Origin of the sequence: Pelomonas baiyunensis (genome assembly GCF_043555935.1) — a bacterium.
Taxonomy (GTDB): domain Bacteria; phylum Pseudomonadota; class Gammaproteobacteria; order Burkholderiales; family Burkholderiaceae_C; genus Pelomonas; species Pelomonas baiyunensis.
In genome coordinates, this window is record NZ_JBIGIB010000006.1 from 307,247 (window position 1) to 322,769 (window position 15,523).

Consider the following 15,523-nt stretch of genomic DNA (forward strand, 5'->3'; position numbering starts at 1 on the left):
CGTGTGGACCCTTCTGCGCGGCCGTGGCCGGGCCTGGTGCAGCGGCGGGCTGCTGGTGGCCGCCGCCATCGGCGTGGCCGCGCAAGGCCAGCCGCCCGCCGGCCCGCGCGTGGTGCTGGTGGGCGACTCCACCCTGGCGCCGCGCAGCGGGTACGGCAATGCGCTGTGCGCGCGCTTGCAACAGGTGGCCTGCCTGAACCTGGCGCGCGGCGGCCGCTCCACCAAGAGCTACCGCGAGGAAGGTTTGTGGAACACGGTGCTGGCCGTGCTGCGCGAGCGCGGCCCGGGCGACACGCAGCAACGCACCCTCGTGCTGCTGCAACTGGGCCACAACGACCAACCCGGAAAACCGGGCCGCTCCACCGACTTGGCCACCGAGTACGGCCCCAACCTGCTGGCTTATGTGCAGGACGTGCGGGCCGCTGGTGCCGAGGTCGTGTTGCTCACGCCGCTGACCCGCCGCAGCTTCAAAGACGGCGTGCTGCAAAACGACCTGCGACCCTGGGCGGAGGTGGTGCTGCGCGTGGCCGAGGCCGAACAGGTGCCGGTGCTGGACCTGAACGCCCAGAGTGCTGCGCTCGTGCAAGCCCTAGGCCCCGACGAGGCCGACACCCTGGCCGAAGCGCCACCGCGTTTTGACCGCACCCATCTGGGTCCGCGGGGCGCCGAGCGGTTTGCTGACCTGGTGCTGCAAGGCCTGCTGGCCCTGAAGCCCGAGCTGCGCACGGCGCTGACCCTGCGCCCGTGATGGCGGCGTTCACGTCGCCCGCCCAGTGGCTGGGCTACCTGGCGTTCGCGCTGGGTGTGGCCTGCTTTGCGCAAAGCAACGACCGGCGCTTCAAGCTCTTCATGGCCGGGGAGTGCGCCGCCTACATCGGCCACTTTCTGCTGCTGGGCCAACCCACGGCAGTGGCCAGCACCAGCGTGTCCCTGCTGCGCTCGTTGGCTGCGTTGCGGTGGCGCGGGCCGCGGGTGGGCTTGAGCTTCATGGCGCTGTCGCTGGCATTGGGGGGGGTGTTCATGCACGGCGCCCTCAGCCTGTTGCCGATTGCAGCCAGCTGCATCGGCACTTTCGCGCTGTTCTTCCTGCAGGGCCTGCGCATGCGGTTGCTGATGCTGGGGGGCACACTGCTGTGGCTGGTGAACAACCTGTGCGTGGGCTCCATCGGCGGCAGCCTGCTGGAGCTGGTGCTGGCGGTGACGAATGCGCGCACCTGCTGGCGGCTGCATCAGGCCTCACAGGTCTCCAAGGCGCCGGGGGGCTGATCGGCTCAGCCCGTCAGCTCACAGCCCGTCAGCTCAACGCAGCTGTTGCTGCAGCCAGGCGGTGGCCTGGGCTTGAGCCGCGCGTCCGAAGCGGTGCCCGTCGGCCGACACCTCGGTGCGCAGCGCACCGCGCGCAGGCCACGCGCGGCCCAGTTGCTGCCACGCGTGCTGCACCGCGTCCCACGGGAACAGGCGGTCTTGCGGGGAGCCGAACAGCAGCAGCGGGCGCGGTGCGATGAGTGCGGCCACGTCCGGGTGGTCCAACTCAGCGGCCAGGCCCGGGTGCATCATGCTGAAGGCCGACTGGCCTTGCAGCGTGTGCTCGCCGGGCCGCAGCAAGCCCTCGCGGGTGCACATCCAGTGGGCGGCCACGCAGGCGGCCACCTCGTCGCACACGGCGGCCAGTTGCCAGGCCCGCAGCGCGCCCATCGAGAAGCCCAGCACCGCCACGCGTGTCGGGTCGACCTCCGGCTGTTCTCGCAGCCAGCGGTGCGCGCGCAGGTCATCGCTGGCGATGACGCCGGCCCAGCTGTGCCCCAGCTGCATCAGGTGGTTGGCCAGGGCCTGCTGGTCGTCCTTGGCGAAGGCGGGCCGGCTGCGCTCGCCCCAGCCGAGCGCGTCGATGGCCAGCACGGCGAAGCCCGCGTTCACCAGGGTCTCGCCCACGAAGGCGCCGTCGAAGTAGCGCGCAGCCCAGGCTTCGGCCGCGGCGCTGGGGGTCATCGGGCGAATCAGCTTGTCCTTGCCCAGGTCAAAGCGCGCACCGTGGTCGTGCAGCAGCAACACGGCCGGGTGCGGCCCCGGCCCGTGCGGCCGCAGGTACAGCGCGGGCACGCGGTCGCCCAGCGCACCGCGCAGGCTGAGGTGTTGGGCTTGGTGGCCCTCGCGGGCTTGTTCGGCGCGCACCTCGGCGGCCAGCGCGCCGCCGTCGTCGCCCGGGCGCAGCATCCAGCGGCGGGCGCTGGCAAGCGCCTGGGCCCGGCCGCCGTCTCCCGCCCATCCGGCCCATCCGGCCAAGCGGGGTTGCCAGCGCTGCTGGGCGTGGGCGAGGGTGGCGTCCAGTGGGTCGGCCTGGGTCAGCCCGGTGAGGCTGGCCAAGCTCCACAAGGCCTGACGGCGGGTGCTCATGGGGCGTTCCGGCGCACGGTCACGTCAGCGCGCGGTAGCGCAGGTGGGCGAACCGCGCCTCGCCCGTGCCGCAGGCGTAGAGCGCTGGGCGCAGGCTGGCGAAGCCGCCCGCGGTGTTGTGGTGGTAGCCGCTCACGTCCATCTGCACCGGGAACTTGGCCCAGGGTTGGCTCGCATCAGCGCGGCTGAACAACGTCAGCACATGGCGCACGCAGCGCAGCTTCAGCTGCATGCGCAGCGGCGATGCCTTCAGCCCGGCGGGCTTGGGCACGGCGCGTAGGTCTTGCCCGTAGCGGTGCAGCTGCAGGCTCTGGGCGTTGGCGCCCATGCCGGCGTACAGGCGTGGGCTGTAGAACATGACGACGCCGGCCTGCACGCCGTCGTCCATCGCCAGATCGAACTCGATCTCGAAGGCCGGGTCGCCCTGGATGAAGCCAAGGGGCGGGCTGTCACCCGGGCCCGTGCGGCCGGTGGCGCGCAGGTGCAGTTGCCCGTCGGCCACGCGGGCACGCGGCGCCTGACCGCTGCCGCTGAGGAACTGCCAGTGGGCTCGCAACGTGGGGCCGGCGAAGTCGTCGGACAGCGCCAGCCCATGCGGCACGGCGCTGCCGCCCGTGGGCTTGGGCAGGGGCTCGCCGTCGTCTGCGTCCACATGAAACCAGCCGTCGGCGCTGAAGCGCGCCGGTGCCAGCAGCATCTGCCGGCCCAGGGTGTGGAAGCCGTTTTCGTAGCCGTGGTACAGCATCCACCAGTCGCCCGCCGGGCCTTGCACCAGGCTGCCGTGCCCGCGGGACCACCAGCGCTCGCGCGGCGAGCGGGTGCGCATCAGCGGGTTGTGTGGGGCCTGCTCCCAGGGGCCGTCCAGGCTGCGGCTGCGGGCCGCAATGACCATGTGGCCGGTGGGCGGGCCGGCTGTGCCGCCCACCGCCAGCAGCATGTGCCACCAGCCGCCGTGGCGCAGCATCTTTGGGCCCTCGGGCGAGAAGCTCTCCACGTCCCAGTCATCGGGGTAGCGCCAGGCGTCGTACACATGCTCGACGGGGCCGACCGTGCGCAGGCCGTCCGCGCTCAGGCGCACCCGGTCGCCGCCCGACAGGTACAGCCAGCGCTGGCCGTCCTCGCCCACCACGTGCGTGGGGTCGATGTGCCGAGGCAGGCCCAGCGATTGGGGCGGTGACCAGGGGCCGTCGATGCGGTCGGCCCAGGTCACCAGGATGTCGTTCGGGCTCGCCTTGACGGGCAGGTAGAGGTAGTAGCGCCCCCGGTGGCGGCACAGGTCCGGCGCCCACACGCTGCCCACGGCTTCGTGCAGCGCATGGACCCGGGGTTGCCAGTGGATGAGGTCGCGCGAGTGCCAGATCAGCAGGCCGGGCACGGCGTCGAAGCTGGAGTGGGTGAGGTAGTAGTCGCCCCCGTCCTTCAGCACGCTGGGGTCGGGCCGGTCGCCGGCCAGCACGGGGTTGAGGTAGCGGCCGTCGCCCAGATCGGCCTGGCGTTGGTGCTCGATGCCGCGCGGCCAGGGGCGGCAAGGCGGCAGGTAGGGCTGGCCCGGCGCGTCGCTGCAGTCGGCCGCAGCCCATGCGGAGGGTGCGGCGAGCAGGGCCCACCGGGTGAACCTGGCCAGCAGCCGGCGCCGGCCCACGCTCATCGCGAAACCTGGGTGAACAGCGACGCCCAGCCGGCCTTGGGCGACATGTCGGCCAGGTTCCAGTCGGCCTCCACGAAGCGGCGCCGTGTGGGGGCTCGGCGGGGCAGCCCGTCGGGGTTGTTCTGGGTTTCGTCGTCGATCAGCTGGCCGCGGTCTTCGGCAATGTCGGACAGCTGTTTGAAGTCCAACGGGTCGCGGGCCCAGGGCCGTGCGCCCACCCAGGTGGGCAACACCCGCTCCAGCTCGCGCGGGGCCAGCCAGGTCAAGCCGGCCGGCAGGTAGGGCTCGCGGGCCGGAATGATCTGCGCCGGGCTGGCGGTGTACCGGCCGGTCAGGGGCAAGGGCTGGCCTTGGCGGTCCAGCGCGAGGTTGTCTTGCTCGAACAGCTGCACATCGCCCACGCCGCCCAGCGTGAACAAAGGCAGGCCGCGTTCAGTGCCGGGGCCGGCGCGGTAGACGTTGCCGGCCAGCGTGATGCGGCCGGTTTGGTGGGGGCGGCCCACCCACTCATGCGCCACCAGGTTGTAGTGCACCGCCCGGGCGCCAGGGTTGTAGATGAGGTTGTTGACCATCGCACCCCACACGCCGCCCTTGAACAGTGCGTTGCGCTCGCGGTTGGACGCGTAAACGTTGCCCAGCAGCAGGATCTGCGTCACGTTGTCGTGAATGAGGCTGCCCTTGCTGTGCTCGCCCTTGAGGTGCACCGACTCGCCCAGGCCCTCGTAGATGAGGTTGTGGCTGTAGGTGATGGCGTGCGAGGTGTGGGCGCGCCAGTCGTCGGGCGTGGCACCTTCGAAGCGGCGGCCGCTGGCGGAGAGGTTTTCGTCGGTGGCCCAGGAGAAGGTGCAGTGGTCCACGATCACGCGCGCCGCGCCATCGCCGGTGGACAGGCCGTCTTGGTCGTGGCCGCTGCGCTTCGGGCGCCCGTAGGCGCCCGGCCGGATGCTCAGGTGCTGCAGGATCACGTCGGTCGTGAACACCTCCAGGCCGCCTTTGACGAGCGTGATGCCGGGGTCGGGCGCTGTCTGGCCGGCCACCGTGACATGGCCCTCGCGCAGCTTCCAGTTCTTGCCGCCGAGGTCGATCACGCCGCCCACCTCGAACACCACCATGCGGGGGCCCGGGGTGTCCAGCGCGGCCTTGAGGCTGCCGGGGCCGTCGGCCGCCAGCGTGGTGACCCGCAGGATCGGGCCGCCCTGGCCACCGGTGGTTTGGGCCCAGCCGGCGTGCACGTAGGTGGCGGGGTGCAGCGCCGCGGTGTCAGCCGGCGCTGCCGCGGCGGGCTGCAGCGGCTGGCCCAGCGCCACGGTGGCCAGGCCGGTGAGCAGCAGGCGGCACATGGCTCAGCCCAGCAGGTCGGCCATGGCGTCGCGGGGGATGAGCGCCCCGGGATGCTGGATCACGCGGGCGGCCACGCGGTTGCCGAAGGCGGCGGCGTCGGCGCAGGTGCCGCCCCGCAGGCGCTGGCTGAGGTAGCCGGCCGCGAACGAGTCGCCAGCGGCGGTGGTGTCCACCACCTGAGGCACGGGCTCGGTGGGCACGGCGTGCCACACGCCGTCGCCATGGCGTCCACCCACCAGCGTGGGCAGGGCACCCCGTTTGATGGCGATCTCGTTCACCTGCAAGGCCTGCGCCGCGCTGACGGCCGCGTCTAGGTCGGGCAGGCCGTGAAGCGCCTGGTGGTCGTCCGCCGTGATCAGGGCCACGCTGGCCGCACTGAACGCGCGGCCGTACCAATAGCGCGCGTCGGCCACCGTCTCCCACAGCCGGGGCCGGTAGTTGTTGTCGAACGCCACCACCTTGCCGGCCGCGCGCATGCGGGCCATCAGCGCCAGCACCCGCTCTCGGCCCGCTGACGGCAGGATGGCCAGGCTGATGCCCGACAGGTACAGCGCGTCCAGCGCGTCGGCTTGCTCTTCCAGCGCGGTGGTGGCCGTGTCGAAGTAGGCCCGGGCCGCCGCCTGGCCGCGCCAGTAATGAAAGCGCCGCTCGCCACCCGCGTCCAGCTCGATCAGGTACAGCCCCGGCAGGCGCCCGGGCAGGCGCTGCACCAGACCGGTTCGCACGCCTTCGGACTCCCAGCGCTGCAGCAGCCCGCTGCTGAGGGCGTCATCCCCGAGCGCGGTGGCGTAGTGCACACGCAGGTCCGCCCCGCCGCAGCGGCTGAGGTAGACGGCCGTGTTCAAGGTGTCGCCGCCGAAGCTCTGGCGCAGGGCGCCGAAGGCAGGGCCTTGCAGCTCCAGCATGCATTCGCCCAGCGCAGCGATGGACACGGGCCGGGAGCCGGCCATGGAAGATGAAGTCACGCTCAAAAAATGAAACAACGGTTCAATAAAGATAGCTCAGCCGGTTCAATTTCGGGTGCATGGTTTACCCCGTCCGGCCGTGAAGGGGTGGGCGCCCGCAGAATGCCGGCGACGCCGTTCCGCCCCTTTGTGTCATGCGCCATGTGATCAACGCCTTGGGCGTGCTCGACAACCCCAACCTCCAAATTCAGCCCAGCGCTGGCGACCGCCAGGCCATGGCCTACAGCAGCACCGGGCAGAACGTGGACGCCCGCTCGCTGGCCGATGCCCGCGCTTCCGGGCTGACGGCGGTGAACCTCACGCTGGGCCATGTGGCCGGCTCGGCCGAACCGTTCGAGGCCACGGTGGCCGACATCGCCGGCTGGAACGACTGCCTGCGCCGCCACCCCGAGGCGTTGCGCCCGGTGTTGAGCGCGCCGGACCTGGACGCCGCGTGCGCGGCCGGGCAGGTGGGCGTGATCTACGGCTTTCAGAACACCGAGATGCTGGGCGCCGACCTGGGCCGCATTGGCGTGTTCGCGGGGCTGGGCGTGCGGGTGATCCAGCTCACCTACAACGGCCGCAACGCCGTGGGCTGCGGTGCCACGGTGGCGCAGGACACCGGGCTCACGCCCTTCGGTGCCGAGGTGGTGCAGCAGTTGCAGGCGCACGGCGTGCTGGTGGACCTGAGCCACAGCAGCGAGCGCACCGGGCTGGACGCCCTGGCCCTGGCGCAGCGGCCGCTGGCCATCACCCACACCGGCTGCCGGGCGCTGGCCGACCACCCCCGCAACAAGAGTGACGCCACGCTGCGCCGGCTGGCCGAGCGCGGCGGCGTGGTGGGCATCTACGCCATGCCCTACCTGCGCGAGGCGGGCCAGCCGCTGGCGGCGGATTGGATCGCCCACATCGAGCATGCCTGGCAGGTGTGCGGCGAAGACCACGTGGGCCTGGGCACCGACGGCGGCACTACGGCCATCGACGACATGGCGGCCTACCGCGCCCAGCTGGCCGCCGAGACCGAGCTGCGCCGCGCCATGGGCATTGGCGCCCCGGGCGAGGGGCCGGATGTGTGCCTGTTCCTGCCCGACCTGTGCGGCCCCACGCAGTTCACGCGCTTGGCCGAGTTGCTGGCCTCGCGCGGGCATGGGGCGGCGCGCATCGACAAACTGCTGGGCGGCAACTTCCGCCGCGTGATGGGCGAGGCCTGGGGGCCGGTGAGGGGTGAGCGCGGGCACTGACCCGCCCGCGTGTGTGTGCCGGTGCCGGGCGGGCTGAAGTCCGGTCCTCGCTCAGCGGCAGCTTTGCGTGGCCACCCAGTGGGCCACCGCCGGCAGCAGCGCGTCAGTGGCTGCGGTGAGGGCCTGAACACCGCCGGCGGCGTCGGGCGTGGGGGCGGGGGCCTGCGTCTGCCAGTGCTGTTGCACGGCTGGGCCGTCGGCGCCTTGCGGCCACAGCGTGGCTTGCAGGGCCACCACGCCCTGGCTCTGCGTGGGGCTGCTGAACTGCTGCTCGAAACGGTCCAGGTGCAGGGCCAGCAAGGGCAGCGGCCGCGCGGGGCAGGCCGGTTGCTGCAGCAACTGCTGGCGCAGCCGCTGCGTGAGCAGCGCGGCAGGTGGGGCCAGCCAACGGTTGTCGCGGTAGTGGTCCAGCCGGCTGGGCGCCGGGGTGTCGAGACGGTAGGCCATGCCCTCGCTGGACAGCCACGGCGGCGCGGTCACACCCGCCAGCCGCCAGGCCAGGCTGCCGTCGGGGCGAGGCGTGGCGGCGGGGCCGGGGCCCAGGTCGTAGGCCCGTTGTGGCGGCGCGGTGGCGGGCAGGGCGCAGGCGCTGAGCACCAGGGCGGCGGCCAGCGCGGCGGCCGCGGCGGGGAGGCGGTGCAGGCGTGCGGGGGTCATCGAGGGGCTCCTGCCGTGCTGGCCGAGGTTGCGTTGGGCGCTGTGTAGCCCGGCTCGCCGGGGCCGGCCGGGCGCGGCGTGCGGCCCCACACCAGGCTTTGCGGTTGCGCGGTGAGTTCGCGTGCGGCCTGTTCCAGCGCGCGGCTGGCGGCGCTGAGGTCGGCCACCAGCGGCTGGGTGCGGGGTGGGCTGTCGCCCACCAGGGCCAGTTCGAGGTGGCGGCTGGTGGCCTGCACCTGGGCCGCGGCGGCGTCCAGGCGGTCCAGCACCGCGGTGCGGCTGCGCAGCGCCTGGGCCAGTTGCTCGCCCTCGGCCGCCATGGCTTCGATGCGCCGCAGGGCGGCGTCGGCCCGTTGGGCGGCAGCGTCGGCGTCGCGCAGCAGCGTGGGCAGTTGCTGGGCGCTCGGGCGCAGCGTGGTCATGAGGCGGCTGGTGTCTTGCGCGGCGGCTTGCAGGCCGGACAGCGTGGCGCCGAACTGCGCGCGGTGCTCGTCGCTCAGCAGCGCGTTCAGCCGCGTGGCGGTTTCGGCAAAGGCGGCCACCAGCCCGGGGCCGGCCTGGGCCAGGTGGTCCAGCAGGCTGGGCCGCAGCGGCAAGCGCGTGCCGGCCGCGGCGCGCTGCAGCGGGGCATCCGGCTGGGCTTCTTCCAGCGCCACAAAGCTCAGCCCCGTCACGCCTTGCAGGCCGAGTTGGGCATAGGTGGTGGGCGTGACCGGGGCGGCCACGTCCACGGCAATGTCCACGAGGATTTGCCGCGGGTCCGCCGCGTCGAAGCCGATGCCGTCCACCCGGCCGACCTCCACCCCGCGCAGCTTGACCGGCGCCTTCAGGTTCAGCCCCGGCACGCCGGCGCGGGCCACCACGGTGTAGTGCACGCGCTCGGTGCGGTCGCCCTGGAACCAAGCCACGCTGGCCGCCAGGGCCAGGCCCAGCAGCAACAGGAACAGACCGGCGGCGAAGGCGTAGGCTTTGTTTTCCATGGAGGTTCAGGCAGGCGTCAAAGCGAGTGTTCCTCGCGCAGCACGGCGGGCACGCCGCCGTCGTCGGAGGTGTCGTCCAGGCTGAGGCGAAAGCGCCGCAGGTCGTCTTCCGCGCAGCGCTCCACATGGCCCAGAAAGAAGTTGCGCACGAAGGGGTGCGGCAGCCGCGCCACCTCCGCCAGCGGCCCGCAGGCCAGGATGTGCTGGTCGGCCAGCACGGCCACGCGGTCCACCACGGCGAAGAGGGTGTCCACATCGTGCGTCACCATCACCACGGTCAGGCCCAGCTCCTGCCGCAGGCGGCGCAGCAGTTTCACGAACTGCTTGCTGCTGTCGGGGTCCAGCCCGGCGGTGGGTTCGTCCAGGAACAGCAGCGGCGGGTCCAGGATGAGCGCACGGGCCAGCGACACGCGCTTGACCATGCCGCCCGAGAGTTCCGCCGGGCGCTTGAGCGCATCTTCCGGCTGCAGCCCCACCTGTGCGAGCTTGAGCATCACCAGTGGCGTGATCAGGTCGCGCGGCACGCTGCCCAACTCGCGCAGCGGCAGGGCGATGTTGTCGAACACGCTGAGCGCCGAGAACAGCGCGCCGTTCTGGAACAGCACACCCCAGCGGTAGCGCACGCGCTCCAGGTCGCGCTGCGCGCAGCGGCCCAGCGGGTGGCCGAAGATCTTCACCGTGCCGGCCTGTGGCACCTCCAGCCCCAGCAGCAGGCGCAGCAGCGTGGTCTTGCCCGACCCCGAGCCGCCGATGAGCGCCAGCACCTCGCCCGGCATGACGGTGAGATGGAGGTGACGGTGCACCACGTGCCCGTGAAAGGCGGTGGTGACGTTGTCCACCTCGATGACGGGGGTGTCACCGCTCACAAGCCCACCTCCGAGAACAGCACTGCAAATACCGCGTCCACCACGATGACCAGGGTGATGGCCGTGACGACCGACTGCGTGACGCTCTGGCCCAGGCTCTCGGTGTTGGGGCGCACCCGCAGCCCGAAATGGCAGGCCAGCAGCGCAATCAGCCCGCCGAACAGCATGGACTTGGCCCAGCCCAGCCACAGGTTGGCCGGTTGCACCACGGCGGGCAGGCGGTGGGCGAAGGTGGCCAGGTCCAGCCCCAACTGGCTGTGTGCCGCCGCCATGCCGCCCAGCAGCATCAGTGCGCTCGTCCACAGCGCCACCAGCGGCAGCGCCACCGCCAGCGCGGCCACCTTGGGCGCCACCAGCCGCACGGTGTGCGAGATGCCCATGACCGACAGCGCATCCAGCTCCTGCGTGACCCGCATGACGCCGATTTGCGCCGTCATGGCCGAGCCCGAACGGCCAGCCACGATGATGGCCGCCAGCAGCGGCCCCAGCTCGCGCAGCACGGCCAGGCCCAGGATGTTGGTGATGAAGATGTCGGCCCCGTAGGCGCGCAGTTGGCGCGACATCAGGTACGACAAAGTCAGCCCCACCAGAAAGCCCACCAGCGCCGTGATGGGCAGCGCCTGCGCCCCGGCGCGAAACACGTTGGCCGAGATTTCCCGCCAGCCGATCAAGCCCGGTTGGCGCGCCATGCGCAGGCCGTCCAGCAGCAACTGCCCCAGCAGGGCGACCAGGTCGTGCGCGTGGCTCAGAAAGCCCCGCAACCGGTCGCCCGCCAGGGCCAAGCCCGGGCCCAGGCGGGGCCGGCGCTGGGGCAGGGCGCCGGGCTGCATGAACTGGGCGAACAGCGTCACGTGCTCGGGCAGCCAGAGCAGCCGGCGCGGCGGCTTGCGGCCCCAGCCCATCCACAGGGTGAGGGCGCCCGCGGTGTCCAGCCGGCCGACGGCGCGCAAGTCCCACAGGGTGTCGCTGGCTTGTGCGGTGGTGTCGGCCACCGCGGCTTGCAGCGCCCCGTACTGCTCGCGCAGCGACAGCACGGTCCAGTCCCCGAGCACGCGGCATTCGCGTGGCGCGCTGCGGTCCAGCAGGGGCGGGGTGTCGAGCGGCGGCGCAGCGGCGGCGTCGCCCGCCGCCGAGGCCCAGGGCGGCACAGGCGGGGGCAAAGTGGACGGCGGGGGCGACAGGGGCAGGGCGCCGGGTTCGCTCATGGCCCAACGATAGCGCTGCCAAGGCCGTTCGGTCGCGGTGCGACGCACAGCCTGCGCCACATCCCCAACTTGTAACGGCGCGCAAGAGTTGCCCCCCGAACGGTGACATCGATAGACCGCCCCGCCCCGCCTGGGCAGCATCGCGCCTTCGCGGGTGAATGCGCTTTCAAGGCCGCATCCGACATCACAAGCCACCGCCGACGAGGGACGTATGCAACGACGGGCACGACACCACCTTTCCACCCATGGGCTGCCCATGGCCTTGAGCCTGATGCTGGCCGCCTGCGGCGGTGGCACGGGCGATGCCGGCCCTTCGGCCGCAGCCACGGCGGCCACGGGCGAGGGGGCCACCCTCGTCAAGGCGCTGGCTGCCACGGCCACGGCCACCGAGACGGCCCTCACGCCGGTGGCGGCCACGGCCAGCGCGTCCGAGCGGCCCGATCTGGGCCCGGCCCAGGCCATCGACCACAACGACACCACGCGCTGGAGCAGCGGCTTCACCGACGATCAATGGCTGACGCTGGACTACGGCAAGACCGTGGCCTTCACGCGGGTGCACATCGACTGGGAACGCGCCCACGCCACGCAGTACGAACTGCAGGTGTCGACCGACGGCGTCAGTTGGAGCACGCTGAAGGCCGTGACCGCCAGCCAGGGCGGCAGCGAAGACTGGACGGGGCTGTCCGGCCAGGGCCGCTACCTGCGCATGAAGGGCCTCAAGCGCTCGTCGGGCTACGGTTATTCCATCTTCGAGATCCAGGCCTTCACCGGCGTGGCCCCGGCGCCCGCGCCCACCCCCGCGCCGCAACCGGTGCCGGGCGGGCTCACGCAACCCGGGCAGCCGGTGCAGCCCGTGGCCGCCACCTCGTCGGCGCTGGAGAACCCCGCCAATTCGGCTGCCATGGCCATCGACGGCAAGCCCGGCACGCGCTGGGCCAGCGCGTTTGAAGACGGTGCCTGGATCCAGTTCGACTTCGGCAAGAAAACCGCCGTGGGCTACCTCAAGCTCACCTGGGAGAACTCGTACGGCAAGGCCTACTCGCTGCGGGTGTCCGACGACGGCCAGACCTGGACCGAACTGCGCAACGTCAGCAACGGCCGCGGCGGCACCGAGGAGTTCTTCAACCTCGGCATGAACGCGCGCTACCTGCGCCTGCAGGGCGTGGCACGGGCCACGCAGTACGGCTATTCGCTGTTCGAGGCGGAGTTCAAGACGCCGGGCAGCGACAACACGCTGGCGGACGCCGCCACCTCCGCCTTCCGTTTCCCGGCCAACGGCGCCGGCCTGCAGCCGTTGCCGAGCGCCGCCCAGCCGCTGGAAACGCTGCAGTTCACGCTGCCCGATGGCACCTTGGTCACCCGCTTTGGCATGGTGGGCCGCTCGCGCCACGCGCGTGAGCGGGGGGAAGACTGGAACGAAATCGGCTTCGGCCCGAACGACACGGTCGACGCCGCCGGCAACCCGCAAGACAAGGGCCCGGGCGCACACCTGAACTTCGTGCCCAACTACTTCAAGAACCGCACCTGGGGCGTGGAGTTCATCGACAACAGCCGGGTGGCCGGCGTGACCAAGCCGACCCTGGTCATCAACCAGTACTACCAGCAGGCTCAGCGGGGCGGTGGCCACGCCTTCTTCCGCCGCTTTGACGACCCGGGCGTGACCGGCTACGGCTGGATGTCGCCCGGCCGGCTGCTGGACAACAGCACCTACACCGCCGGTTTCACGGACGTGACCGCCTGCCCCGTGGTGCCCAAGCCGCCGCAAACCGCGCTGCTCACGCCCGCGGCCGGTTACGCGGGCATTCGTGGCGCCAACGATGGCTGCAGCGTCGTGCTGGACAACATGCCCGGCCACAAAGACATCGCCGCCAACGCCAACGGCGTGATGGTGCCCACCAGCACCAACGTGCCGTCACGAGCGCTCAAGCTGGGCGACGCGATCGAGTTCACGGGCTCGTTCTTCTCCAACCGGCCGTCCATGGACGCGGTGGGCGACAGCGGCGCGTTCCGGTACTACACGAACGAGGTCACCTACGTCGTCGGCACCGGCCTGCGCCCTTGGTACGGCGTGCAGCCGCGCCTGATGAATGCACCGCTGCCCACGGCCACCTTGTCGGGCGGCGAGGGCTCCATCTCCTACAACTACTCCGACAACGGGCTGTACATGTTCCAGCAGCCGCACAACCACATCGGCATGCAGAACATGCAGCGCTTCGTGGAAGGGCGGCGCCTGGTGCACACCAACTTCACCACGGGCGACCACAACGAGCCCGGCAACGACCGTTACACCGCCGCGGTGGGTCTGCAGGGGCCGCGATTCAACCAGTCCGCCTGCATCGGCTGCCACGTGAACAACGGCCGCAGCCCGGCACCCACGGCGCTGAACCAGCGGCTGGATGCGATGTCGGTGCGTGCCGCGGCGCTGGATGCCAACGGCCAACAGGTGCCGCACCCACGCTACGGCGCTGCGGTGCAGATGAACGCGTTCTCGGCCACCGGTGCGCCGCAGGACTGGGGCACCGGCGTGCGCGTGGCGGGCTTTGAAACCCGCACCGCCAAGCTGGCCGACGGCACGGTGGTGGAGTTGCGCAAGCCCACGCTGGCGTTTGACGGCCCGGTGCCTGCTGCCGTGTCGCTGCGCGCCGCGCAGCCCATGATCGGCACCGGCTTGCTGGAAGCCATCGCCGAGGCGGACATCCTGGCCCGCGCCCGCACCACGCCGGACGAAGACGGCGTGAAGGGCATCCCCAACTACGTGTTCGACCCCGAGACCGGTGCGGTGCGCTTGGGCCGCTTTGGCTGGAAGGCCGGCAAGGCCTCGCTGCGCCACCAAACTGCGGCTGCGTTGCTGCAGGACATGGCCGTCACCTCGCCCGTGTACCCCAGCCGCGCCTGCCACAACGGGCCGGCGGCTTGCTCGGCCGGCAAGGCGGAGCCGGGCATCTCGGAAGCCGACCTGCAGCAAGTGGCGCGCTACCTGGCGCTGGTGGGCGTGCCCGCGCAGCGCAGCCTGGCCAGCGGCTTCCCCAAGGGGGTGACGCCGATGGATGAGCACCGTGTCGACCCGGCCCAGGTGAGTGCCGGCGCCAAGGTCTTCCAGACCCTGCGCTGCGCAGCCTGCCACGCCACCGACTTCAAGACCGGCCCGGGCCACCTGTTCGCGGAACTGCGCAACCAGTCCATCAAGCCCTACACCGACCTGCTGCTGCACGACATGGGCGCCGGCCTGGCGGACGGCTACGTGGAAGGTCAGGCCACGGGCAGCCTGTGGCGCACCTCGCCGCTGTGGGGCATTGGGTACACGGAGAAGGTGATGGGCAATGCCGCCAAGGTCGGCTACCTGCATGACGGCCGCGCCCGCACGCTCACCGAAGCGGTGATGTGGCACGGCGGTGAAGCCGAGAAGTCGCGTCAGCGCTTTGAAGCCCTGCCCAAGACCGACCGCGAGGCGCTGCTGGCCTTCCTCAAGTCGCTGTGACCGCCGGGGCAGCCAGCCCCTGGCGCTGATACGTTGATGCGCTGAAACGTTGATGCGCTGATGTGCAAACGCCGGGCATGCCCGGCGTTTTTTCTTGGCGTGCCCGCATCGCGACGCGTGCGGGGTGAACCGCTGATCGGGCGCTCAGGCCTTCTTCACGAACTCCGACTTCAGCCCCATCGCCCCGATGCCGTCGATCTTGCAGTCGATGTCGTGGTCGCCATCGGTCAGGCGGATGTTCTTGACCTTGGTGCCCACCTTCACCACCAGCGACGAGCCCTTGATCTTCAGGTCCTTGATGACCGTGACCGTGTCGCCGTCTTGCAGCACGTTGCCCACCGCGTCCTTGATCACGCGCTCGGCCTCAGCCGTGGCTTCCGCAGCCTGCGCCTGCCACTCGTGCCCGCACTCCGGGCAAATCAGCTGGGCGCCGTCCTCGTAGGTGTACGCAGACTGGCACTGGGGGCAGGCGGGCAGGGTGCTCATGCGGTGGGCTTTCGTGCGGTGAAGAAAAAAGCCCCGCTGCTTGCGCAACGAGGCTTTTGATTTGGCTCCCCGACCTGGGCTCGAACCAGGGACCTACGGATTAACAGTCCGGCGCTCTACCGACTGAGCTATCGAGGAATTGACTTCTATGTCGGCACGCCAAGCGGTTGCAGCGTGCGTCTTGTCGTCTTTCGACGAGATTCTGTGGCTCCCCGACCTGGGCTCGAACCAGGGACCTACGGATTAACAGTCCGGCGCTCTACCGACTGAGCTATCGAGGAAC

General features: G+C 71.3%; 13 protein-coding genes and 2 tRNA genes. 4 read left to right on the forward strand and 11 right to left on the reverse strand.

Annotation, left to right across the window (positions count from 1 at the left end):
• Position 1: 1 nt before the first annotated feature.
• Together ACG01O_RS20000 and ACG01O_RS20005 are read left to right on the forward strand one after the other, a co-directional pair.
• On the forward strand, positions 2 to 748 hold the full coding sequence (locus ACG01O_RS20000) for a rhamnogalacturonan acetylesterase (protein ID WP_394387172.1): 747 nt from the start codon (positions 2 to 4) through the stop codon (positions 746 to 748).
• Positions 748 to 1,266, forward strand: a complete 519-nt coding sequence (locus tag ACG01O_RS20005) for a YgjV family protein (RefSeq protein ID WP_394387173.1) — start codon at positions 748 to 750, stop codon at positions 1,264 to 1,266. The genes ACG01O_RS20000 and ACG01O_RS20005 overlap by 1 nt, the downstream gene beginning before the upstream one ends.
• Before the next feature lie 33 nt (positions 1,267 to 1,299).
• On the opposite strand, the gene ACG01O_RS20010 is transcribed toward ACG01O_RS20005, so the two are convergent.
• The 4 genes from ACG01O_RS20010 to ACG01O_RS20025 are packed head-to-tail and all read right to left on the reverse strand — an operon-like array spanning position 1,300 to position 6,348.
• A complete protein-coding gene (locus tag ACG01O_RS20010; RefSeq protein WP_394387174.1) occupies positions 1,300 to 2,394 on the reverse strand; it encodes a dienelactone hydrolase family protein in 1,095 nt (364 codons plus the stop codon).
• Between the two features lie 19 nt (positions 2,395 to 2,413).
• Complete coding sequence (locus ACG01O_RS20015) at positions 2,414 to 4,042, reverse strand: family 43 glycosylhydrolase (RefSeq protein ID WP_394387175.1); 1,629 nt, start codon at positions 4,040 to 4,042, stop codon at positions 2,414 to 2,416.
• Entirely contained in the window at positions 4,039 to 5,382 is a 1,344-nt protein-coding gene (locus ACG01O_RS20020; RefSeq protein WP_394387176.1) for a pectate lyase family protein, read from the reverse strand. The genes ACG01O_RS20015 and ACG01O_RS20020 overlap by 4 nt, the downstream gene beginning before the upstream one ends.
• Before the next feature lie 3 nt (positions 5,383 to 5,385).
• Complete coding sequence (locus ACG01O_RS20025; protein ID WP_394387177.1) at positions 5,386 to 6,348, reverse strand: sugar kinase; 963 nt, start codon at positions 6,346 to 6,348, stop codon at positions 5,386 to 5,388.
• A gap of 134 nt (positions 6,349 to 6,482) precedes the next feature.
• Here ACG01O_RS20025 and ACG01O_RS20030 point away from each other — a divergent pair, with 134 nt between their 5' ends.
• On the forward strand, positions 6,483 to 7,568 hold the full coding sequence (locus ACG01O_RS20030) for a dipeptidase (protein WP_394387178.1): 1,086 nt from the start codon (positions 6,483 to 6,485) through the stop codon (positions 7,566 to 7,568).
• 51 nt (positions 7,569 to 7,619) lie between these two features.
• Here the strand turns inward: ACG01O_RS20030 and ACG01O_RS20035 are convergent, their stop codons facing one another.
• From ACG01O_RS20035 to ACG01O_RS20050, 4 genes are read right to left on the reverse strand one after another with little or no spacing between them, the layout of a single operon-like run.
• Positions 7,620 to 8,225, reverse strand: coding sequence for an ABC-type transport auxiliary lipoprotein family protein (locus ACG01O_RS20035; RefSeq protein WP_394387179.1), 606 nt, complete (start codon positions 8,223 to 8,225; stop codon positions 7,620 to 7,622).
• The gene (locus ACG01O_RS20040) at positions 8,222 to 9,205 is read right to left on the reverse strand and encodes an MlaD family protein (RefSeq protein WP_394387180.1); all 984 of its coding nucleotides are present in this window, start codon (positions 9,203 to 9,205) and stop codon (positions 8,222 to 8,224) included. The genes ACG01O_RS20035 and ACG01O_RS20040 overlap by 4 nt, the downstream gene beginning before the upstream one ends.
• Before the next feature lie 17 nt (positions 9,206 to 9,222).
• The gene (locus ACG01O_RS20045) at positions 9,223 to 10,071 is read right to left on the reverse strand and encodes an ABC transporter ATP-binding protein (RefSeq protein WP_394387181.1); all 849 of its coding nucleotides are present in this window, start codon (positions 10,069 to 10,071) and stop codon (positions 9,223 to 9,225) included.
• A complete protein-coding gene (locus tag ACG01O_RS20050) occupies positions 10,068 to 11,276 on the reverse strand; it encodes an MlaE family ABC transporter permease (protein ID WP_394387182.1) in 1,209 nt (402 codons plus the stop codon). The genes ACG01O_RS20045 and ACG01O_RS20050 overlap by 4 nt, the downstream gene beginning before the upstream one ends.
• A gap of 256 nt (positions 11,277 to 11,532) precedes the next feature.
• Here ACG01O_RS20050 and ACG01O_RS20055 point away from each other — a divergent pair, with 256 nt between their 5' ends.
• A complete protein-coding gene (locus ACG01O_RS20055) occupies positions 11,533 to 14,754 on the forward strand; it encodes a di-heme oxidoredictase family protein (RefSeq protein WP_394387183.1) in 3,222 nt (1,073 codons plus the stop codon).
• A 144-nt stretch (positions 14,755 to 14,898) separates the two neighbouring features.
• On the opposite strand, the gene ACG01O_RS20060 is transcribed toward ACG01O_RS20055, so the two are convergent.
• The 3 genes from ACG01O_RS20060 to ACG01O_RS20070 form a co-directional block, all read right to left on the reverse strand.
• Positions 14,899 to 15,240: a zinc ribbon domain-containing protein YjdM gene (locus ACG01O_RS20060; RefSeq protein ID WP_394387184.1), complete on the reverse strand. Its 342-nt coding sequence runs from the start codon at positions 15,238 to 15,240 to the stop codon at positions 14,899 to 14,901.
• Between the two features lie 62 nt (positions 15,241 to 15,302).
• Positions 15,303 to 15,378, reverse strand: a tRNA-Asn gene (locus ACG01O_RS20065).
• Between the two features lie 67 nt (positions 15,379 to 15,445).
• Positions 15,446 to 15,521, reverse strand: a tRNA-Asn gene (locus ACG01O_RS20070).
• Positions 15,522 to 15,523 lie beyond the last annotated feature (2 nt).